16 protein-coding genes and 3 rRNA genes are annotated in these 21294 nt (G+C 64.6%); 3 read left to right on the top strand and 16 right to left on the bottom strand.

Annotation, left to right across the window (positions count from 1 at the left end):
• Position 1: 1 nt before the first annotated feature.
• Genes J5M86_RS06400 through J5M86_RS06360 form a run of 9 tightly spaced genes read right to left on the bottom strand, consistent with a single transcriptional unit; the run spans position 2 to position 9263 of the window.
• Positions 2-1087, bottom strand: coding sequence for a glycosyltransferase family 4 protein (locus J5M86_RS06400; RefSeq protein WP_188060894.1), 1086 nt, complete (start codon positions 1085-1087; stop codon positions 2-4).
• The gene (locus tag J5M86_RS06395; RefSeq protein WP_188060895.1) at positions 1087-2703 is read right to left on the bottom strand and encodes a lipid II flippase MurJ; all 1617 of its coding nucleotides are present in this window, start codon (positions 2701-2703) and stop codon (positions 1087-1089) included. The genes J5M86_RS06400 and J5M86_RS06395 overlap by 1 nt, the downstream gene beginning before the upstream one ends.
• On the bottom strand, positions 2700-3500 hold the full coding sequence (locus J5M86_RS06390) for a hypothetical protein (RefSeq protein ID WP_208965116.1): 801 nt from the start codon (positions 3498-3500) through the stop codon (positions 2700-2702). The genes J5M86_RS06395 and J5M86_RS06390 overlap by 4 nt, the downstream gene beginning before the upstream one ends.
• Positions 3497-4435 (bottom strand): copper transporter, encoded by a 939-nt coding sequence (locus J5M86_RS06385; RefSeq protein ID WP_188060896.1) that lies wholly within the window; start codon positions 4433-4435, stop codon positions 3497-3499. Before J5M86_RS06385 ends, J5M86_RS06390 begins: the two co-directional genes overlap by 4 nt.
• Positions 4428-5615: a putative cytokinetic ring protein SteA gene (steA, locus tag J5M86_RS06380; RefSeq protein ID WP_188060897.1), complete on the bottom strand. Its 1188-nt coding sequence runs from the start codon at positions 5613-5615 to the stop codon at positions 4428-4430. Before steA ends, J5M86_RS06385 begins: the two co-directional genes overlap by 8 nt.
• 9 nt (positions 5616-5624) lie before the next feature.
• Entirely contained in the window at positions 5625-7325 is a 1701-nt protein-coding gene (gene recN / locus J5M86_RS06375; RefSeq protein ID WP_188060898.1) for a DNA repair protein RecN, read from the bottom strand.
• Positions 7325-8227, bottom strand: coding sequence for an NAD kinase (locus J5M86_RS06370; RefSeq protein WP_188060899.1), 903 nt, complete (start codon positions 8225-8227; stop codon positions 7325-7327). Before J5M86_RS06370 ends, recN begins: the two co-directional genes overlap by 1 nt.
• On the bottom strand, positions 8224-9036 hold the full coding sequence (locus tag J5M86_RS06365; RefSeq protein ID WP_244328511.1) for a TlyA family RNA methyltransferase: 813 nt from the start codon (positions 9034-9036) through the stop codon (positions 8224-8226). The genes J5M86_RS06370 and J5M86_RS06365 overlap by 4 nt, the downstream gene beginning before the upstream one ends.
• Complete coding sequence (locus tag J5M86_RS06360; protein ID WP_188060900.1) at positions 9033-9263, bottom strand: hypothetical protein; 231 nt, start codon at positions 9261-9263, stop codon at positions 9033-9035. The genes J5M86_RS06365 and J5M86_RS06360 overlap by 4 nt, the downstream gene beginning before the upstream one ends.
• Before the next feature lie 77 nt (positions 9264-9340).
• Between J5M86_RS06360 and J5M86_RS06355 the strand changes: the two genes are divergently transcribed.
• The gene (locus J5M86_RS06355; RefSeq protein ID WP_188060901.1) at positions 9341-10519 is read left to right on the top strand and encodes a hypothetical protein; all 1179 of its coding nucleotides are present in this window, start codon (positions 9341-9343) and stop codon (positions 10517-10519) included.
• Positions 10516-10746 carry a hypothetical protein gene (locus J5M86_RS06350; RefSeq protein ID WP_188060902.1) on the top strand — a complete coding sequence of 77 codons (231 nt, stop codon included), beginning with the start codon at positions 10516-10518 and terminating at the stop codon, positions 10744-10746. The genes J5M86_RS06355 and J5M86_RS06350 overlap by 4 nt, the downstream gene beginning before the upstream one ends.
• 176 nt (positions 10747-10922) lie before the next feature.
• Here the strand turns inward: J5M86_RS06350 and J5M86_RS06345 are convergent, their stop codons facing one another.
• From J5M86_RS06345 to J5M86_RS06335, 3 genes are all read right to left on the bottom strand, one after another.
• Positions 10923-11933 (bottom strand): HAD-IIA family hydrolase, encoded by a 1011-nt coding sequence (locus J5M86_RS06345; protein ID WP_188060903.1) that lies wholly within the window; start codon positions 11931-11933, stop codon positions 10923-10925.
• Positions 11934-11963: 30 nt separating this feature from the next.
• Positions 11964-12308 (bottom strand): single-stranded DNA-binding protein, encoded by a 345-nt coding sequence (locus J5M86_RS06340; RefSeq protein ID WP_188060904.1) that lies wholly within the window; start codon positions 12306-12308, stop codon positions 11964-11966.
• Positions 12309-12425: 117 nt separating this feature from the next.
• Complete coding sequence (locus tag J5M86_RS06335; RefSeq protein ID WP_244328510.1) at positions 12426-13175, bottom strand: lipopolysaccharide assembly protein LapB; 750 nt, start codon at positions 13173-13175, stop codon at positions 12426-12428.
• Between the two features lie 39 nt (positions 13176-13214).
• Here J5M86_RS06335 and J5M86_RS06330 point away from each other — a divergent pair, with 39 nt between their 5' ends.
• Positions 13215-14177, top strand: a complete 963-nt coding sequence (locus J5M86_RS06330; protein ID WP_208965115.1) for a hypothetical protein — start codon at positions 13215-13217, stop codon at positions 14175-14177.
• A gap of 172 nt (positions 14178-14349) precedes the next feature.
• Here the strand turns inward: J5M86_RS06330 and rrf are convergent.
• The 4 genes from rrf to tyrS form a co-directional block, all read right to left on the bottom strand.
• Positions 14350-14467: ribosomal RNA gene (rrf, locus tag J5M86_RS06325) — 5S ribosomal RNA — on the bottom strand.
• A 94-nt stretch (positions 14468-14561) separates the two neighbouring features.
• A 23S ribosomal RNA gene (locus J5M86_RS06320) occupies positions 14562-17672 on the bottom strand.
• A 366-nt stretch (positions 17673-18038) separates the two neighbouring features.
• Positions 18039-19561: ribosomal RNA gene (locus J5M86_RS06315) — 16S ribosomal RNA — on the bottom strand.
• The 16S, 23S and 5S rRNA genes sit together here, the layout of an rRNA operon.
• 428 nt (positions 19562-19989) lie before the next feature.
• A complete protein-coding gene (tyrS, locus tag J5M86_RS06310) occupies positions 19990-21246 on the bottom strand; it encodes a tyrosine--tRNA ligase (protein ID WP_188060351.1) in 1257 nt (418 codons plus the stop codon).
• Between the last annotated feature and the right edge of the window lie 48 nt (positions 21247-21294).

Here is a 21294-nt window from a genome sequence, read left to right as displayed (position 1 = left end):
TCTACGCGTTGTTCTCGGCGCTGAGTCCGCGGTACACCTTTTCGATCTCATCGAGTGCGTCCGACTCAGTCGGCAGTTGGGTTGCTCGCTCCAGCGCACGACCTTCGAACTCACTCCGAAGCCCCGCATCGTCGAGCATTTCGGTCACCTTCTGCTGCAGCGTGTCGATTTCACCGAAGGGCACCAGGACGGCTGCGTCGGCCACGACATCAGCGGTGCCACCCACCTCGGTCGCCACGATGGCCCGCCCCGCCTGGAGGGCCTCCTGCAACCAGACCGGCTGCCCTTCCCACTGTGCGGTGGAGACGACGACCTGCGCCGCTGCCAGCAGATCGTGCACATCAGCGCGATGCCCCAGCAGCCGCACCGGTGCGCCCGATTCATCGATGCGAGCCTGCAGCGACTCTCGTTCCGGCCCCTCGCCAGCGATCAGCCAGTGGACGTCCGGACGCACCTGCTGCACGTGCAGCGCCACGTCGATCGCGTGGTCGATCCGCTTCTGCGGTGCAAGTCGCCCGACGACGAGCACCATTGGTGCGTCGCCGAACTCGTGACGTACAGCGTCCACGTCGGTCGAGCCGGACCACGGAGTCGCAGGCACGACGGCGAGGCGCACGTCCTTGGCCCCGTCGTCCCGCACACGCTGCACCAGGTCGCTGGAGACGCAGAGCACGACATTCGCCTGACGCGCGACGACACGTTCGAGGGTGTCGAAGGCGACGCCGGACAGCCCCGACTGCGTCGGCCTGGCGTTGTGCAGGGTGACGACGACCGGCGTCGCCTTGGTGGCCAGGCAGGCGAGCGCTCCGGCCCGGACGCCGTGGGCGTGGACGACATCAGCGACCTTGGTCATCCGGCGCAGCACCCGCATGGTGCGCGCGTCCCGCGTGGGTGAGGGACGCTCGGCGATCTCGATGCGTTCGACCCGGGCACCTACTCCCCCGAAGTCGAATTGCTCGCCGACCGAGGTCGGGCACGCAACCGTCACCGTATGGCCACGCTCGACCAGACCGGCGGCGAGATCGTGCACATGGCGTCCGGCACCGCCGGCGACCGTACCGACCACGAGCAGCACTCGCTCGGACATCAGGACCTGCTCTTTCGTTGTGACTCGATGAGGCCTTGGACGGCCTGCTTGTCGATCACCCGCACGATCACCCCGAAGATCGCCACGGTGACTACCGCCGCTGCCACGGCCACGAGCGCGGACGTGAGCAGCGAACCGGTGGCAGAGCCTAACAACCACGCGGCCCCCGCACCGCCGACAGCGGCGACGGTCGCTGCCAGAAGCGCACGCACCCACGAGCGCACCGCCGACCCCAAGCGAGCCTCCGGCCACGCGCCGCGCACCATCAGGGCAAGGAGTAGCGCCGACACACTCATGCCGATCGAGGAGGCCAGGCCGAGCACCACCAGGGTGCGGGAGGAATCGCCGGTGACACCACCCAGGAGCAGGAGCGGAATCAGCGCCGCCAGCAGCCAGCCCGTCGCGACACAACCACCCGCCAACAGCGCTCGACCACGCACGTACAAGGCACGGCTCAGCAGCGCCACCAGGCTGAACCCGAGCAGCCCCGGGGCATAGGCCAGCAGCGCTGGGGTGAGCGCAGTCATCGCGGCCGGGCGCGCATCCAGGTGCGTGAAGAAGTCACCCGTGGGAGCCGCGACAGCAACGAGGACGGCCGCTCCGAGCACGCCGGCTGCACCGACCAGCGGCATGACCCGCGCGAGCACACGATCGCCGTCATCGCCAGCAAGTCGGGGGAAGGCCGCGGTCGCGATCGGCACGGCCAGGAGTGCGTAGGGCAGGACGTAGATCGCCTGGACGTAGTTGTAGACGTTGATCGCTCCGGTGGCGCCCTTGTCGTTGGCGAGGTTGATCGTGACCAACACCGCAAACTGCTGAGCCAGAAGCGCCGCAAGCCCCGCGCCGGCCAGTCCCGCAGCACGGGCACCGAGCCCAGCGGGTAGACGAAGCGCGGGCCGCAGCCGCACGCCGGCCCGGACAACCGGAAGAAGCAGCGGAAGGCTCAGCGCGACGACCCCGAGCGTCGTTCCTCCGGCCAAGACCCACCGTTCAGCGTCGAGACCAGATTGACCAGGGTTGACGCCCGACCGATCGAACCGGGCGCTGTCGGCAAGGCGGCCGTACAGCAGGTAAGCGGCGATCACCACGAGGCTCGACAGCAGCGGGGCGACCGCGGCGGCGACGAACCGCCGGTGGGCCTGCAGGACGCCGGTCAACACCACCCCGACCCCGTACAGCAGCACCTGCGGTGCAAAGACCAGGAGCATCATCGAGGTCAGGCCTGCGATCCCGGAGCATCCTCGGCTCGCATCGCCGGTCATCAGTCGCGCGAGCGGCCCCGCAAGCAGTGCAAGCAGCACCGACAACGGCAGCAGCACAGCGACCGCCCAGGTGAGCAACACCGAAGCGACGCGATCTGCGGTGCGCTGGTCACCCCGCTCCACGGCGCCCGCGACCAGGGGCACCACAACGGCAGCCAGCGCTCCCCCGGCGGCCACCTCGTAGAGGATGTTCGGCAACTGGTTGGCGGTCGCGTAAGCCTGACCGACGCACGTGCCTCCGACTTCACGGGAGAACACCAGCCATCTGCCAAAACCGACCAGGCGGCTGGCGAGGGTGACCACGGCGATCGCTGAGGCCGCACCGGCGATCGTCTGCAGCCGGGTGGTGTTCACCGCGGGCGGCCCCAATGGTCGATCGCACGCAGCACCGGGCTCGATTCGATCACCTTGCTGAAACTCACTGCCTCAGAGGCAAGGGTGAGTGCGAGCACCGCGGCGAAGCCGGTGGCGCGGCCGCGCGGGCCAAGTCGTCGTGCCGCGGCGACGCCGAGCACCGCGCCCAAGGCATTCGCCCCGGTGTCACCCATCATCGATCGTCCGGCGAGGTCGTCACAGGCAGCGCCGGCTGCGGCGCCCAGGACAACCGGGGCCGCCGGTGCCCCGGCAAGCAGCAGAGGTGTGGCGAGGAGCGCAGACACCTTGAGTGCTCGGCCCGGTCGCAGATCGAACAGGTTGATCAGGTTGGCGCCACCGGCGATCAGCCCTGCAGCAAGAAGGGTGTCGGGACGCAGGCGACGTCGATCGATCACACCGGCCACCAGGAGTCCGGTGACGCCGATGCCGATGATCTTCACGGCGCCGGTCGTCAACTCGCCGTGCGTCAGAGCGCCCAGGTGACCGGCGAAGCCGCGGCGGTCGGTCGTACCGGTGAGGTCGTCGACCAGACCGAGCGATCCGGCGCTCAGCGCCGCTACGGCCGCAGGGGGATCGACCAACGCAGTAGCGCAGAGACCGGCGACGATCGCGGGACCCTCGGCCAGGGTGACCTCTTCACCGCGGAAATTGGTTCGCAACAGGCGTGCTTGCACCGACGGTTTGCGCTGAGCGAGCTTTGAGGCGGCGACCGTTCCGACGCCGGCGAGCGCCGCTGCAACCGTCGTGCGCGCGATTTTCGCGACAGCCGGGCTCACGACGGCGGCTCGGTGGCTGCAGCCGGAGTGACCCGGGGCAGCAGCGCCGACGCATCGCGGCCGAGCCCGTACTGGCCAGACTTGCCTGCGAGTTCGTCGCGCAAGGCCAGACCGAGTGCGATCTGACCGATCGGGATGGCACCGTCATCGATGGTGCTCATCACCGAGACGACGTCGGGGGTCTCACGCACTGAGGAGATCAACGCATCCGGGGTCGGGCCCTTGTCGGTGGAGGCCGATCCGCTGGAGACGCCGACCACGGCGGTGACCGAGATCCCCACTCCGGACACCAGGCCCGACCACTTCTTGACGATGCCGGCCTTGTCGACCATGCCGGGCCAGACCAGCACGATCGAGGTGGCCGGCGGCGCTTGGGAGGGTTCGACGGTCGTGGCGTCCCCGTCGGAGAAGTCCTTGAGCACATTGCGTGCGCTGCCGTCCTGTCGGGCCAACGCGCGAGCCAGAACTGCACCGGCGAGGCGGTCGGGCCGCACGTCGCTGGTCGAAATGCCGAGCGTGCCGGCGTGCTGCCGCATGCTGTCCGAGGTGGCGTACGCCGCGTCAGTCCACTTGTCGCTCAGCGTCACGGTGGCCACCACCTGGCCCCCGCCGGAGGCGATGGTCGTCTTGATGTTCTTGGTGAGGCTGTCTTCGACGCCCGGCAGCGCGACCACGGCCACCCGCTGCCCCGGCAACGAGCCCGCGAGCACCTTGGGCGCAAGATCGGTGACTGCTTCGTCGCGCTTCTTGTTACCGGTGGACGCCCGCGTCAGCTGAGACTGCAGGTCGGCCTTGTCGGTGCGCAGGCCGGCGACCTGGCCGTGCAGTTGATCGGCCACTTCACCGCGCAGCGAGAACCCTCCGATGACGATTCCCGTTGCAAGGGCAAGGAATACGGCCACCAGCGAGACCACGTGGTACCTGAAATCAATCACTGAAAAGCCCTTCCAGCCAGGAGTAGAAGGTGTCCCAGCGAGCACCGACAGCTTCGAAGAAGGCCCGTCCGGCCGGGGTGGACAACAACGCCACCAGGAGCGCCACCAGGCCCGCGACGACCAACAACATCAGCGCCGGCCACCCAATGCTCGAACGGTACAACTGGCTGACGCCCTTGGCGTCGACCAACTTGCTGCCGACGCGCAATCGGGTCAGGAAGGTGCTGGCCATGCCGGCACGGCCCTTGTCGAGGAATTCCACCAGCGTGGCGTGGGTGCCCACGGCGACGATGAGCTCGGCGCCGCTGTCATCGGCAATGAGCATGGCGATGTCCTCGCTGGTGCCGGTCGCCGGGAAGACCACCGCGTCGGTGATGCCGAGCTCCTCCACCCTGGAAAGGCCCGGCGCCCGCCCGTCACGGTAGGCGTGGACGACGATTTCGGCCCCGCCACGCAGCGTGGCGTCACTCACCGAATCCATGTCGCCGACGATCAGGTCGGGCCTGTGACCCGCCTCCACGAGCGCATCGGCGCCGCCGTCGACCCCGATCAGCACCGGTTTGAAGTCGCGGATGAACGACTTCAGGATCGCCAGGTCTTCCTTGTAGTGGTAGCCGCGGACCACGATCAGCACGGGCTTGCCGTCGAGATCAGTGCGGATGCTCGGCAGACCGATGCCGTTGAGGAGGAGGTCGCGTTCCTTCTCCAGGTATCCCATGGTGTTGGCCGCGAAGGCGACGATCTGTTCGGCGAGGCCTTCCCGAGCAGCGTCCATCGCAGTCTCGACCGTCTCCGCATCCATGAGGGTGCCGGTGGCCACGACATCGCCGTCGATCACCAGATCGACGCCCTCGAGTCGCCCGGTCTGACCCTCCTGGGCACGGCTCATGACGTCTTCACCGACGGCGTCGAGCAGCGGAATCCCGGCATCGACCAGGATGCCCGGCCCCACATTCGGGTAGCGGCCGCTACTGGAGGTCGCGGCATTGATGACCGCGCTGGGTTGGCAGGCCACCAGCGCTTCGGCGCTGACGCGGTCGAGATCGACGTGGTTGATGACCGCGATGTCGCCGGGGCGCAGTCGCTTCGTGAGGTCCTTGGTGCGCGGGTCGACCCGGATCCGGCCGACCGTCTGGTCGGTGGCCGGGACGCGTCGCAGCGACTTCCTCACGGGCCCCATCGTGCCAGGTCAGCGCTTGGTCGCCGGGCGGCCGACCTGGGCCAGCAACTCGTCGGCGTGTGCCAGCGCAGCATCGCTGTCGCTCACTCCGCCGAGCATGCGCGCCAGTTCCTGTCGGCGCTCTTCACCGTCGACCACGACGACATCGCTGACGGTGATGTGGCCGTCGTCCTGCTTGTGCACCACCAAGTGCTGGTCGGCGTAGGCCGCCACCTGCCCGAGGTGGGTCACGACGATCACCTGCGCGTGAGCAGACAAAGCCTTCAAGCGGGCACCGATGTCGAGGGCTGCTGCGCCGCCGACGCCTGCGTCCACCTCGTCGAAGATGAACGTGGGCACATCACCGGAGGCGGTGACCACCTCGATCGCCAGCATCACCCGCGAGAGCTCACCGCCGGAGGCGGCTTTGGTCACGCTCCGGGCGGTGCCGGAGCGGTTGGCGGCGAGTTGGATCTCGACGTCGTCGATGCCTGAGGGGGTGTACTCCCCGGGGCGCGAACTCACCTGCACTCTCAGGTTCGCCGAGCCCATTGCCAGATGCCGCAGTTCGGCGCTGACCGCCTCGCCCAGCTTCTTGGCCGCCGCTTGTCGCTTGGTGCTCAACGCTTCTGCCGCTGCAGCGATCTCGGTGTCGAGTTGGCCGGCGCGTGCCGTGAGCGCTTCGATGCGGTCGTCGGACGAGGCGAGTTCGTCGCTCTCCTTCGCCGCGGCTTCCGACCACTGCAACACCTCATCGACCGTGGTGCCGTACTTGCGCAGCAACCCCGAAATGGCCGCCCGGCGCTCGCCAACTTCCTGAACCCGCGCCGGGTCGGCGTCCAGGTCGTGTACGTAGTTGCTGAGATCGGCGGCAAGGTCAGTCAGCTGCACGGTGAGTTCGTCCAAGCGGAGTCGCAACGTCGCGATGGCTGCATCATGGTCGACGGCTCTTGCCAGCGCCACGGACGCCGCGCCGAGCGATCCGAGTGCGCTGCGGTCGTCCAGTTCGTCACTGCCACTGAGGAGTTGGTGTGCGCCCCCGGCGGCAGCCAGCAGGGTGTCGATGTTCTCCAGTCGGGTGGATTCCTCGGCCAGAGCGAGGTCTTCGCCAGGCTGCGGATCGACGGCCTCGATCTCCTCCAGGGCCGCGGTCAGCTGGTCGAGCCGGAGCGCCCGTTGCCGGGCGTGGGTGGTGAGCTCATCCAGCTCGCGGCGCACGGCCTGCCGCTCGAGGTAGAGGCTGTGATAGCGCGAGTGGGCCTTGGCGATCGCCGCGCCACCGAAGTCGTCGAGCACCGCGCGGTGCTGGTCTGGGCGTTGCAAGCGCCACTGATCGGCTTGGCCGTGCACGGCGACGACCAGTTCACCGATCTCGCCCAGCACACCGACTGGTGCGTTGCGCCCTCCGACCCACGCACGCGACCGTCCGGTCTGCGCCACCGAACGAGCCAGGAGCAGCGCGTCCTCGTCTGCATCAGCGCCTGCTTCGCCGGCCCGCAGCATGGCGGGGTGGTCACCAGGAAGTTCCAGCACACCCTCGACCAGGGCCGCATCGGCGCCGTCCCGGACGAGGCTGGACGTCGCACGTCCGCCGAGCATGAGCCCGAGGCCCTGCACGACCATCGTCTTACCGGCACCGGTCTCACCGGTCAGCACGTTCAGCCCCGGCGCGAACTGCAGGGTCGCGTCGTCGATGACACCCAGGTCACGGATGCGGATTTCGGCGAGCACTATGCCTGCCCCCGGCGCACCCCGCGCCAGCCCCCGACGGAGAGATCGAACTTCGCCACCAGGCGATCGGTGAACGGCGCCTGCGCCAGGCGCGCCAGGCGCACCGGCAGGTCGCTTCGGCGCACGGCGATCCGCGCGCCCGGTGGAAGATCGAAACTGCGGCGACCGTCGCACCACACCACGCCGCGCCCCGACGACTCACTCAAGAGTTCGACAGCGATCCGGACGTCGTGACTGAGCACCAGGGGTCGGGCGAACAACGCGTGCGCCGAGATCGGGCAGACCAACAGCGCCTCGACGCCGGGCCAGACCACCGGGCCGCCGGCGGAGAAGGCGTAGGCGGTGGAACCGGTCGGTGTCGCCATGACAAGACCGTCACAACCCCAGGTCGACAACGGACGCCCGTCGATCTCCAGCACCAGCTCGATCATCCGCTCGCGTGAAGCCTTCTCCACCGATGCCTCGTTGAGCGCCCAACTGGTCCAGACGACGGTGTCGTCGACCTGTACGTCGACCTCGAGCGTCTCGCGCTCCTCGACGGCCCAATCACGCTCGGCGATCCGTCGGGCCACGGCATGGACGTCGTCGCGTTCGGCCTCGGCGAGGAATCCCACATGTCCGAGGTTGATGCCGAGCAGCGGCGTGCCGCTCTCCCGCACCACTTCGGCAGCACGCAGGATCGTGCCGTCGCCTCCGAGCACGACGGCCAGTTCGCAGCCCTCACCGGGCGGGCCGGGTTGGGCCACGGCATTGGGCTCAGCCAGTACGCCGAAGGCCTCGAGTTCGTCCTCGGCGCCGGTGACCTCGATGTCCTCCGCGGCGAGCTCGTGGACGATGACCCGGGCTGCTTCCCGGGCCTGCTCACGCCCCGGGTGCCCGATCAGCAGCACACGTCGGGTCATGTGTCCTCCTGATCAATGGTTGCGATGAAGTGGTCGATGGCGGCCTCGGCCATCTTCCCAACCGGGCTGCGACGGGCCCACAGCAGGTATTCCTGATTGCCTTCGGTGCCGGTGACGACGCTGCGATCGAGACCGTGAACATGCAGGTCAGCCGCCGTTGCCGAAGCGATCACCGCCCGCAGTGCTCGTTCGCGCTCGCGCGGTGAACGCACCACTCCGCTGTGGCCCAGCCGTTCGCGTCCGACCTCGAACTGTGGTTTCACCAGCGCGATCAGGTCGGCGTTGTCGGTCATCAATCGGGCGAGATCTGCCATCACGAGGGTGAGCGAGATGAAGCTCAGATCGGTCACGACCAACGGCGACGTGCCGCCGATGACGCCCGGATCGATGCCGCGCACGGTCATGCCACTGTGATCGCGGACGCGTGGATCTACAGCGATGGGCGCCGCGAGCTGGCCATGGCCGACGTCGACGGCCTCGACGCTTGTCGCACCACGTTCGAGCAGCACCTGGGTGAAACCGCCGGTACTGGCACCGACGTCGATGGCACGCAGCCCGCGCGGATCGACTGCTGTGAAGGCATCGAGAGCACCGAGCAACTTGTGGGCGGCACGCCCGACCCACGGATCGATCTCACCCACGATCTCCAACGTGGAGTCGGCAGCGACCTTGGCCGAAGGTTTGGTGACCACCTTGCCGTCACAGCGCGCCTGACCCTGCGCGATCAACTCCTGCGCCACCGCGCGCGATCTCGCCAAGCCGCGGGCGACCAAGGCGTGATCGATCCGTTCGCCCACCCGCGAACTCACCGTTCGATGCTGGACAGCGCGCGGCGCAGGGTGTCGTGGGCCTGCGTCAGCACCTCGATCTGCTGATCGAGGTCGACGTGGTAGGCGCCGTTCCCGTCGTCGTCGGCCCCACCCTCCGGGACCGCCCGAAGCTCACGTACCCGCGCGAGAGCGTCCTCGATCGCGGCGCTGCTGCGCTCGTGAGCTGGAGCGACCGGCCCCGGACGGGGCGTGTCGTGTTCAGGCATCCGTCGGCTTCACCGGCTCACCGGGGGTCGACGCAACTGGCCTCGCGTCGGTCGGGGCCGGCGAGGTCGGGTCGGCCGTGGCGGCAGTCGTCGACATTGGCACGTCCGACTTCTCCGGATCCGATGGCTTCGTCGGGTTCGACGCCGTGCTGGCCGACTCGGTGTTGACCGAAGCTGCCGACGGATCGGCCGTCGACGACGGCGTCGTCGGAGCGGACGGCGTGCTGGGCGCAGCCTTCGCGGCGACGTCCGGCGACGGCTTCGAGGCGGTCGACTCCGAATCCTCGCCCGCGGCCTTCGTGCTCGATGTGGCGTCAGCCTTGGCCGAGGTCGTGGACTTCACCGGCGACGTCGTCGATTTCTTGGCGGCCACCGTCGGCGTCGCCGACTTCGAACCACTCGTGCTCGCGGGCTGCGACTTCGCTGACGCAGCACTCGTCGAAGGAGTGCTGGTCGACTTCTTGGCGGGCGCTGGTGCTGCCTTCTTGGTCGGCGCCGCCGACCTCGAGGTGGACGGCGTGCTCGTCGACTTCGTGGCGGACGCAGGCGACTTCGAGGTGGCCGAGGACGAGGCGCTCGACGACTTCTTGGCCGGTGCCGTCGACTCGGCGGCGGAGGAGGTCTTCTTCGCCGCCGCCTTCTTGGCGACCCTGCGGCCGCTCGAGGTGCTGGTGGTCGACGCGGAGTTGGACGTCGCGCCCTTTGCCGGCGTGGCCGAGGACGACGGCTTCGCCGTAGTGCTCTTCTCCGCCGTGCTCTTCTTCCCGGCGCTTGTCGATGCAGCGCCCTTGGACGCGGTGCTCTTCGTCGCTGCGGTCTTCGTCCCAGCAGTCTTGGAGGTGGCAGGCATGCTCGTCGTGGTGGCAGTCGCCTTCTTCGCAGCCGGAGCTGCAGTCTTGTCGGCGGTCTTCTTCGCCACTCGCTTGGTCGTGGCGCTCGGGCTCGCAGCGCTCTTCTTCGAGGCGGCTACTCGCGTCGGCGCAGCGGTCTTCGAAGCCGCCGCCTTGGATGGCGACGCCGGACTTGTCGTGGAGACGGCCTTCTTCGCCGGGGCCGCCTTCTTCGCGGCGGCCTTCTTGGCAGCAACCTTCTTAGCCGGCGTCGCCTTCGTGGTGGCCGTCTTCTTGGCCGGCGTCGCCTTCGTCACCGCTGCGCGGGCCACCTTTGTGGTGTCCGTCGCAGCCGGACGCGCGACCTCTGCACGCGGCTCGCCCTCGTCCTGCGCGCCGCGCCCGGGAAGTACGCCGGCGACGTGACGGACGCCTTCGGTGGCAAACCCTGCCAGCGAAGCGCTGCTGCCCGCGAACGTAGCCCGCAGATTGCGCAACTCGCGGCTGAGCCGGTCGATCTCCTTCTGCGCGTTGGCCAGCTCCTGCAGGGTCGACAGTCCGACCTTCTCCAGTTGGCTGCTGATCTCGGCCTGGACGGTCTCCTGGATCAACCGGCGGTTGGCCGCGGCGGCAGCAATCAGCTCATCCGCTAGCGTCGACACCTGACCCACCGGCTTTTCCAGGCCGGTGGCGCTGAGCAAGGTCTGTGCTGCCTCGGTCGCCTTGGCGCGGGTCAATTCGCCTGCGCCGGAAAGGATCTGCAGTGCTGTACGCACGCTGTCGAGCGCCATGGCCACTCCTTGAGTCGTCCCGTTTGGTTCGGGCCAGCCTACTGGCTCGTCATCCACGTAGTGACCGCTTGCTCGAGCCCGATCTTGCCGTCGTCGATCGTCCCCCACAGCGTCGGCAGCGCCAGTCGCAGTCGTTCGACGCCGACCGGCTGACCGTGCCATTCCAGTGCGTACTGCCCGTCCTTCGACATCCGGCAGCCCGCGTCGCCGATCATCCACCAACCGTCTCGGCGCTGCGGCTCGCAGTACTGCTGTGCGAGGGAACGGAGGTCCTCAGCCACGAAACGCGGACGCAGCTGCGGTGGCGCCGACACCAGATCGCTCGGGCCATGCACACCGGTGAGCACATGGAGGCAGTCCATGCCGGCCGCTGCGGCACCGGCGACGTCGGTCTCCAAGCGGTCGCCGATACCCAGAGTGCGATGTGGCGCACTGCCTAGGTGCTCCGCCGCCATCACATACATCAGTGGCCCCGGCTTTCCGACGACGACCGGGTCTCGGTCAACCGCATTGCGTACCGCGCCCACGAGCGAGCCGTTGCCGGGCGCCGTCCCGATCGCGGTCGGAAGCGTGAGATCGGTATTGGTCGCAACCCATAAGGCACCTGACTGGATCGCGTACGCGGCCTGTGCCAGATCGTTGGCCGTGACGGCCGGACCATAGCCCTGGAGCACAGCCATCACTCGCTTGTCGGTGGGCAGTTCGCTCACCACATCGAAGCCCTGCGCCCGCAAGGCAAGACCGACGCCGGCACCCCCGACCGCCAAGACCGTGTCGCCGGCTTTCGCGTGATCGGCCAGATAGGAAGCCCCGGCCATCGAACTGTTGATGACACTGTCGTCCTGCGCGTCGAGGCCGAGCTCGCGCAGGTGCTGGGCGACGTCGGCGGGTGGACGCGAGGCGTTGTTCGTCGCATAAGCGATCCGGACGCCGCTCGCCTGTGCTCCGTTCAGTGACTCGACCGCATGGGGCACAGCTTCAGGACCGCGATAGACCACTCCGTCCAGGTCGCAGACCAGTGCGTCATACTGCTCGATCAAGGCGCTCATGCGATCAATCTTGCCTTGAGGCAAGGCGGTTCAGTCCAATCGCACTGCCCGCAACGTGGACGCCTCGACGTCGAGCCGGCCGTTCACACCGGCCGGAGTGCGCCACACCCGGCGACGCATCGCTCCGGTCACCTCGACTCCTTGGCCATCGGTGAGCCGGGCCGCGCTGCGCCGAGTGCGTGCGGAATAGCAACTGACATCGATGAGATCGCTGCGCGGACTGCGTGCACTACGCCGCGCATCGTCGGGCCGCGGCACAGCGACCCGGAACGACACCACTTCGTCGCCACTCGGCAGCTGCTTCACCTCCGGCGCATCACGCAATCGCCCGATGATGTGCACCTCGTTCGTCGCTGCGCCCAGACTCGCCGCCATGATCAGTCTCCCTTCTTGGTAGGAGCGATCAGACTGCCCTCCCGGGCACGGCCAATACCAGCGAGGGATCTGTCGCTGTGGACGAACGTGGGCCTCTTTGCCGGTTGTGGACGACGCTCAGTCGGTCGGTGCGTCCAACTCGTCGTCCTCGTCACCCAGCAGATCGGTGAGGTCAACGCCATCGAGGTCAGCCAGCCGCTCGTCGGCGTCGGTGAGCCCGTCGGCATCCGTGGCCGACGCACGAGCGAACCACTCGCGTGCCTCATCTTCCCGACCGGTGGCCAGCAGCGCCTCGGCGTACGCGTACTGCAGCCGCGCCGCCCACGGCTGTTTGCCAGCGCGTTCGAGGGCAGGAATGCGGAGACTGATGAGCGCAGCCTCCGGCTGGCCCATGTCACGGCGCACACCGGACACCACGATGGCCAACTCGATCGCGTCGTCCTGCGGCAGACGCTTGGCTTCCGGCGAGGAGGCAAGGTCCAGAGCCCGATCGAAACGTCCGAGGCCGCGCTCGCAGTCGACCATGTAAGGAATCAGATGGTCGGATCCAGACAAGCGGCGTGCGGTCTTGAACTCCCGCAGTGCATCGGTGAACTCACCCCGGCGATAGCGCACGAGTCCGAGCGCCTCACGGACCGCAGGCACGCGACCGGCGCGCCGAGCTGCGTGCTCAGCGTGCTCCAGCGCACGGTCCTCGTCCTCCTCCAGCACCAGAGCCGCGGCGACCAGGTGCTGAGCGACTCCTTCAGCATTTTCGGGAGTCAGCGTGCGCAACTGCTGCCAGACGGAGCGATCCAGTTCCTTGCCGGTCACGCCCTCGGGCAGTTGCGGCTCCCGCTTGCGGTCGCGGCGTTCCTGCTCATCCAAGCCACGCTCCCAGCTACGTGGACCACCAGCGGGACGGTCTTGTGCAGAACGATCTGTGGGTCGCTCATCGCGACCCGGACGTCCGCGGTCTCCCGACCGGACGTTGCCGCGGCGATCACCGTCACGCGATGGTCCGCGACGGTCGTCACGGCCGCCTCCGGAGAAGCGACGCTCGCCTCCGCGGCCACCGCGGAACTCGCGGCGCTCACCGTCGCGACTGTCACGCCGGTCGAAGCTGCGTCCGGGCCCACGGTCGTCGTCGCGACGCTGGAACCCTCCACCACGGTCGTCACGATCCGGCCGGCTCCACCGCTGCTCACGGGAACCGTCCTGCGGTCGGCCACCACCGCCATCTCCACGCCGGTCATCGCGTCGGTCGTCCCGACGGTCAAAGCTGCGCCCTGGTGCACGGTCATCACGGCGTTGGAAGCCGCGACCCGAGTTGCCCCGGCGATCGCGGTCACGGCCACCGTCGCGCCGATCGTCTCGGCGATCGAAACTGCGTCCGGGCCCACGGTCGTCATCACGACGCTGGAACCCGCGACCGGCGTTGTCGCGCTGGCCATCACCGCGGGCACCATCGCGTCGATCGTCTCGGCGATCGAAACTGCGTCCGGGCCCACGGTCGTCATCACGACGCTGGAACCCGCGACCGGCGTTGTCGCGCTGGCCATCACCGCGGGCACCATCGCGTCGATCATCCCGGCGATCGAAGCCGCGATCCGAACGGCGGTCATCATCCCGCCGCCCATAACCACCGCGATCATCGCGCCGGCTGTCGTTTCCGCGGTAACCGTCACGTCGGTCATCCGAGCGACGGTTGTCACGGCGCTCGAAGCCGCGGCTCTCACGTCCGCCGCCATCCCGACGGTCGAATCCGCGGTCGTCACCGCGACCACGCGCCTCCGAGGAGCTGCTGCGCCGATCAGCGCCGCGCTCACGATCATCGGACGTCGAGCGACGGTCTCCAGCATCGGCGCCATCGGCGCGGGACCACCGTGAGGCTCGGCGCTCGGGGCGCTCCGATGATCCTGATTGCTTGTCGTCGTCCTGCATGACGTCCTCCTTCGACGGCGCCGGCCGGGCCGGCCGACAGCGAATTATCGCAGACAAATGCAAAAGGGTTGGAAGATCAGCCACATCGTGGTGATCCTCCAACCCTTTTGAAAGTGTTGTCCGGCGGTGTCCTACTCTCCCACACCCTACCGAGTGCAGTACCATCGGCGCTGAAGGGCTTAGCTTCCGGGTTCGGAATGTGACCGGGCGTTTCCCACTTCGCTATGACCGCCGTAACGCTATGAAACTATCAACCAAACAATTGTGGTTGGTGTGTTGTTTCAGATATCGCATAGTAGACGCGAAACATGCTTACGCAGTGCTGTTTGTTTGGGTAAGTTATCGGCTTATTAGTACCGGTCAGCTACACACATTACTGTGCTTCCACGTCCGGCCTATCAACCCAGTAGTCTGCTGGGAGCCTCCCCACCATGAATGGTGATGGAAACCTCATCTTGAAGTGTGCTTCCCGCTTAGATGCTTTCAGCGGTTATCACTTCCGAACGTAGCTAATCAGCGGTGCCCTTGGCAGGACAACTGACACACCAGAGGTTCGTCCATCCCGGTCCTCTCGTACTAGGGACAGGTCTTCTCAAGTTTCCTACGCGCACAGCGGATAGGGACCGAACTGTCTCACGACGTTCTAAACCCAGCTCGCGTACCGCTTTAATGGGCGAACAGCCCAACCCTTGGGACCTACTCCAGCCCCAGGATGCGACGAGCCGACATCGAGGTGCCAAACCATGCCGTCGATATGAGCTCTTGGGCAAGATCAGCCTGTTATCCCCGGGGTACCTTTTATCCGTTGAGCGACGGCGCTTCCCAAGCCACCGCCGGGTCACTAGTCCCGACTTTCGTCTCTGCTCGACATGTCTGTCTCACAGTCAAGCTCCCTTGTGCACTTACACTCAAAACCTGATTGCCAACCAGGCTGAGGGAACCTTTGGGCGCCTCCGTTACCTTTTAGGAGGCAACCGCCCCAGTTAAACTACCCACCAGGCACTGTCCCTGATCCGGATCACGGACCGAGGTTAGGAGCCCAGAACGACCAGAGTGGTATTTCAACGTTGACTCCACACACACTGGCGTGCATGCTTCACAGTCTCCCACCTATCCTACACAAGCCGTACCGAACACCAATACCAGCTAGTAAAGGTCCCGGGGTCTTTCCGTCCTGCTGCGCGTAACGAGCATCTTTACTCGTAGTGCAATTTCGCCGAGTTCGCGGTTGAGACAGTGGAGAAGTCGTTACGCCATTCGTGCAGGTCGGAACTTACCCGACAAGGAATTTCGCTACCTTAGGATGGTTATAGTTACCACCGCCGTTTACTGGGGCTTAAATTCTCAGCTTCGCCACAAGTGACTAACCGGTCCTCTTAACCTTCCAGCACCGGGCAGGCGTCAGTCCGTATACATCGAATTACTTCTTCGCACGGACCTGTGTTTTTAGTAAACAGTCGCTTCTCCCTGGTCTCTGCGGCCCTCACCCCTAGTGAGCAAGTCACTTCAAGGTTTGGGCCCCCCTTCTCCCGAAGTTACGGGGGCATTTTGCCGAATTCCTTAACCACGATTCACTCGATCGCCTTAGTATTCTCTACCTAACCACCTGAGTCGGTTTGGGGTACGGGCGGCTCGAACCTCGCTAGAAGTTTTTCTCGGCAGCATAGGATCACCCTACTTCCCACATAACGTGGTCACTATCAACTCTCAGACACAAGAGATACGGATTTGCCTATATCTCGTCCTACAGTCTTAGACGGGGACAACCATCGCCCCGCGGAGGCTACCTTCCTGCGTCACTCCATCGCTTACCTACTACAAGATCGGGTCCCACGCTCCCCACGAACACGCACACCCGAAGGTGTACAAACGTCGCGGTTCGGGTGGTTAGCATCCCCTGATTCGATATGGGCGGTCCTTCGCCGGTTCCGGAATATCAACCGGATGTCCATCGACTACGCCTGTCGGCCTCGCCTTAGGTCCCGACTTACCCAGGGCAGATTAGCTTGACCCTGGAACCCTTGGTTATTCGGCGGACGGGTTTCTCACCCGTCTTTCGCTACTCATGCCTGCATTCTCACTCGTGTGGCCTCCACGACTGGATCACTCCGCCGCTTCACTGCCCACACGACGCTCCCCTACCCAACCACACCCCTGGACCTCAGTCAGGGTGATATGTGATTGCCACAGCTTCGGTGGTGTGCTTGAGCCCCGCTACATTGTCGGCGCGGAATCACTTGACCAGTGAGCTATTACGCACTCTTTAAAGGGTGGCTGCTTCTAAGCCAACCTCCTGGTTGTCACAGCAACTCCACATCCTTTTCCACTTAGCACACGCTTAGGGACCTTAGCTGGTGATCTGGGCTGTTTCCCTCTCGACTATGAAGCTTATCCCCCACAGTCTCACTGCCACGCTCTCACTTACCGGCATTCGGAGTTTGGTTGACGTCAGTAACCTGGTGAGGCCCATCAGCCATCCAGTAGCTCTACCTCCGGTAAGAAACACGTGACGCTGCACCTAAATGCATTTCGGGGAGAACCAGCTATCACGGAGTTTGATTGGCCTTTCACCCCTACCCACAGCTCATCCCCTCAGTTTTCAACCTAAGTGGGTTCGGTCCTCCACGACGTCTTACCGTCGCTTCAACCTGGCCATGGGTAGATCACTCCGCTTCGGGTCTAGACCCAGCGACTATATGCGCCCTATTCGGACTCGCTTTCGCTACGGCTACCCCACACGGGTTAACCTCGCCACTGAGCACTAACTCGCAGGCTCATTCTTCAAAAGGCACGCCATCACCGGAACAACGCCGGCTCTGACGGATTGTAAGCGCACGGTTTCAGGTACTATTTCACTCCCCTCCCGGGGTACTTTTCACCTTTCCCTCACGGTACTAGTCCGCTATCGGTCACCAGGGAATATTTAGGCTTAGCAGGTGGTCCTGCCAGATTCACACCGGATTTCACGGGCCCGGTGCTACTTGGGAACACGCTCAAGACAGTCACACATGTTTCGACTACAGGACTCACACCCTCTACGGTCAACCATTCAAGATTGTTCGTCTACACGCGCAATTTCTTACTGCCCACCAACATGTCAGCATTGGTAAGAACGGCCCCACAACCCCACAACTGCAACCCCTGACAGGTATCACACAATCATGGTTTAGCCTCATCCGCTTTCGCTCGCCACTACTCACGGAATCACTGTTGTTTTCTCTTCCTGTGGGTACTGAGATGTTTCACTTCCCCACGTTCCCTCCACACACCCTATTTTATTCAGATGCGGGTAACACCACATGAATGGTGCTGGGTTCCCCCATTCGGAAATCCTCGGATCACAGTCTGGTTATCGACTCCCCGAGGCTTATCGCAGATTCCTACGTCCTTCATCGGTTCCTGGTGCCAAGGCATCCACCGTACGCCCTTAAAAACTTACACAGAGCACTACAGATGCTTCGCGTCCACTATGCAATTCTCAAACAACACACAGCAACCCACACCCACAACCACATTCACCGTGGCCGGCTATGAGCCTGCAACCCAGAAAAAACAACCGAACCCCACCAAGGGGCTTCGGGTCGTTTCTTCAGGACCCAACAACGTGTCGACACCCACCACACACACCACCCGTCCCTGTTCCACAACCAGACTCAGTGATCCTTGACAACCCGCAGGTCATCAACCACCACCGTGGTTCGTACTTAGTTCGAGGTGGCACCCGTGACAGGCACCATGATTGATGTTCCACCCATGAGCAGGACCCCACCACACACTCGGTGATGAAAGGCCACTGTCGCTCCTTAGAAAGGAGGTGATCCAGCCGCACCTTCCGGTACGGCTACCTTGTTACGACTTAGTCCCAATCGCCAATCCCACCTTCGACGGCTCCCCCCACAAGGGTTAGGCCACCGGCTTCGGGTGTTACCGACTTTCGTGACTTGACGGGCGGTGTGTACAAGGCCCGGGAACGTATTCACCGCAGCACTGCTGATCTGCGATTACTAGCGACTCCAACTTCATGGGGTCGAGTTGCAGACCCCAATCCGAACTGAGACCGGTTTTAAGGGATTCGCTCCACCTCACGGTATCGCAACCCTCTGTACCAGCCATTGTAGCATGCGTGAAGCCCAAGACATAAGGGGCATGATGATTTGACGTCATCCCCACCTTCCTCCGAGTTGACCCCGGCAGTCTCCCATGAGTCCCCACCATTACGTGCTGGCAACATGGAACGAGGGTTGCGCTCGTTGCGGGACTTAACCCAACATCTCACGACACGAGCTGACGACAACCATGCACCACCTGTACACCAGCCAAAAGGCACACACATCTCTGCATGCTTCCGGTGTATGTCAAGCCTTGGTAAGGTTCTTCGCGTTGCATCGAATTAATCCGCATGCTCCGCCGCTTGTGCGGGCCCCCGTCAATTCCTTTGAGTTTTAGCCTTGCGGCCGTACTCCCCAGGCGGGGCGCTTAATGCGTTAGCTGCGGCACGGAACTCGTGGAATGAGTCCCACACCTAGCGCCCAACGTTTACGGCATGGACTACCAGGGTATCTAATCCTGTTCGCTCCCCATGCTTTCGCTTCTCAGCGTCAGTAATGGCCCAGAGACCTGCCTTCGCCATCGGTGTTCCTCCTGATATCTGCGCATTTCACCGCTACACCAGGAATTCCAGTCTCCCCTACCACACTCTAGCCTGCCCGTACCCACCGCAGACCCAGGGTTAAGCCCTGGGCTTTCACGGCAGACGCGACAAACCGCCTACAAGCTCTTTACGCCCAATAATTCCGGACAACGCTCGCACCCTACGTATTACCGCGGCTGCTGGCACGTAGTTAGCCGGTGCTTCTTCTGCAGGTACCGTCACTCACGCTTCGTCCCTGCTGAAAGAGGTTTACAACCCGAAGGCCGTCATCCCTCACGCGGCGTCGCTGCATCAGGCTTTCGCCCATTGTGCAATATTCCCCACTGCTGCCTCCCGTAGGAGTCTGGGCCGTGTCTCAGTCCCAGTGTGGCCGGTCACCCTCTCAGGCCGGCTACCCGTCAAAGCCTTGGTGAGCCACTACCTCACCAACAAGCTGATAGGCCGCGAGTCCATCCCTCACCAAAAAATCTTTCCAAACACCACCATGCGGTGACGCCTGAATATCCAGTATTAGACCCCGTTTCCAAGGCTTATCCCAGAGTGAAGGGCAGGTTACTCACGTGTTACTCACCCGTTCGCCACTAATCCACCCCAGCAAGCTGGAGCTTCATCGTTCGACTTGCATGTGTTAAGCACGCCGCCAGCGTTCGTCCTGAGCCAGGATCAAACTCTCCGTAAAAAACTACAAAAAATTCAAGCCTGACCAACAAAAACTGACAAGAGCAAAACAAACCATCAAAAGTCTGTTCTACAAATAATCTCGTTAATATCAGCCAAACAAACATTCGGCATCAATCACTCGACACGCTGTTGAGTTCTCAAGAAACGACTGCTCACCATTGTTTCGGCGTTGTGCGCCTTGCTCTGGGGCAACCTGTTCAGGTTATCACCGCTGCGATTTGCTTTCCAAATCGGCTTGGCCGGTCTGGTTTGCTCTGACGAGCGGTGGTGGTCTTCCGTGGGACCGGCCTTGCCTTGCGGCTTGTCCGTGCCTCCCTGCGGCGACTCGGAGAACATTACGCCAACGTCTGGCGGAAGCCAAATCGGGTGGATGCGATCCTCGTCGCACCCACCCGATCCGCAGGAAATTGCCCGGTTCGACAGGGTTCAGGCCCGTCGTGCGGCCGCCTGGAACTTGCGTCCGCGTTTGATGACGGCGACGACACCGTGCAGGTAGTCGTCCTCCCCCAGCGTCTGCTCCGGATCGGTGACCTTCTCGTTGTTGACCGAGATCGCTCCGTCACCGATCAGACGCCGCGCCGAGTTGCGACTGTCGGCGATGCCCACAGCAATCAGCGCATCGACGATCCCGGTGCCGGGAGCGACATCCGCGCCGGGCAGCTCAGCGGTCGAGTCGGACAACGTGCCCGCGTCCAGCGCGGTGAGATCGCCCTTGCCGAAAAGCGCTTCGGAGGCAGCCTGCACTGCGGTCGTCGCCTGCGCACCATGCACAAGGGTCGTCGCTGCGCCGGCCAGAGCACGTTGCGCCGCACGTTTGAAGGGCTCCGACTCCACCTGCTGCTCGTAATCAGCGATCTCCTCGGGCGTGAGGTCGCTGAAGACCTTGAGCAGCTTGATGACCTCGGAATCCTCGACGTTCACGAAGTACTGGTAGAAGGCGTAGGGCGAGGTCATCTTCGGGTTCAGCCAGATGGCATTGCCCTCCGACTTGCCGTACTTGCGGCCACTGGAATCAGTGAGCAGGGGCGAGGTGAGCACGTGGACTGCTGCTCCCTCCGCCAGGCGCACGAGGTCGACGCCAGCGATGAGATTGCCCCACTGGTCGGATCCGCCCACCTGCAGCGTGCAGTTGTAGGTGCGGAACAGGTGGAGGTAATCCAGCCCCTGCAGGATCTGGTAGCTGAACTCGGTGTAGCTGATACCGGCGTCGGAGTTGAGTCGAGCAGCGACGGCGTCCTTCTTGATCATCGAGTTGACCCGGAAGTACCGGCCGACGTCGCGTAGGAAGTCGAGTGCGGTGATGTCGGCGGTCCAGTCGAGGTTGTTGACCATCGTCGCCGGGTTGTCGCCGTCGAAGTCGAGGAACTTCGCTGCCTGCTGCTGGATCGAGGCCACTGCTTCAGCGACCTGCTCCTTACTACGGAGCACCCGCTCACTGTCCGGCTTCGGGTCACCGATCAGGCCGGTCGAGCCACCGACCAGGCAGATGATGCGGTGTCCGGCACGCTGCAGTCGGCGCAACTGCATCAGCTGCACCAGGTTGCCGAAGTGGAGGGAAGGCGCGGTCGGATCGAAGCCGCAATACACCGTGAGCGTCCCGTCGAGTGCCTCCCGCAGCGTGGCCTCGTCGGTGGTCTGTGCCACCAAGCCACGCCACTGCAGCTCGTCGAAGATGTTGCTCACTGGTTGTCCTTCCTCACAAGGTGATGCACCCGGGTGCGGGTGCCGGGT

Source organism: Yimella sp. cx-51 (assembly GCF_017654605.1).
Classification (GTDB): Bacteria; Actinomycetota; Actinomycetes; order Actinomycetales; family Dermatophilaceae; genus Yimella.
Note: the sequence above shows the minus strand (reverse complement) of the source record. Positions and strands in the feature narration are given on the sequence as shown.

Excerpts from the sequence above, each read along its gene's own strand:
- steA (WP_188060897.1), bottom strand. The coding sequence starts at position 5,615 with ATGGGGCCCGTGAGGAAGTCGCTGCGACGCGTCCCGGCCACCGACCAG.
- J5M86_RS06345 (WP_188060903.1), bottom strand. The coding sequence starts at position 11,933 with ATGAGCGCCTTGATCGAGCAGTATGACGCACTGGTCTGCGACCTGGAC.
- J5M86_RS06370 (WP_188060899.1), bottom strand. The coding sequence starts at position 8,227 with ATGACCCGACGTGTGCTGCTGATCGGGCACCCGGGGCGTGAGCAGGCC.
- J5M86_RS06400 (WP_188060894.1), bottom strand. The coding sequence starts at position 1,087 with ATGTCCGAGCGAGTGCTGCTCGTGGTCGGTACGGTCGCCGGCGGTGCC.
- J5M86_RS06360 (WP_188060900.1), bottom strand. The coding sequence starts at position 9,263 with ATGCCTGAACACGACACGCCCCGTCCGGGGCCGGTCGCTCCAGCTCAC.
- J5M86_RS06340 (WP_188060904.1), bottom strand. The coding sequence starts at position 12,308 with ATGGCGGCGAGTCTGGGCGCAGCGACGAACGAGGTGCACATCATCGGG.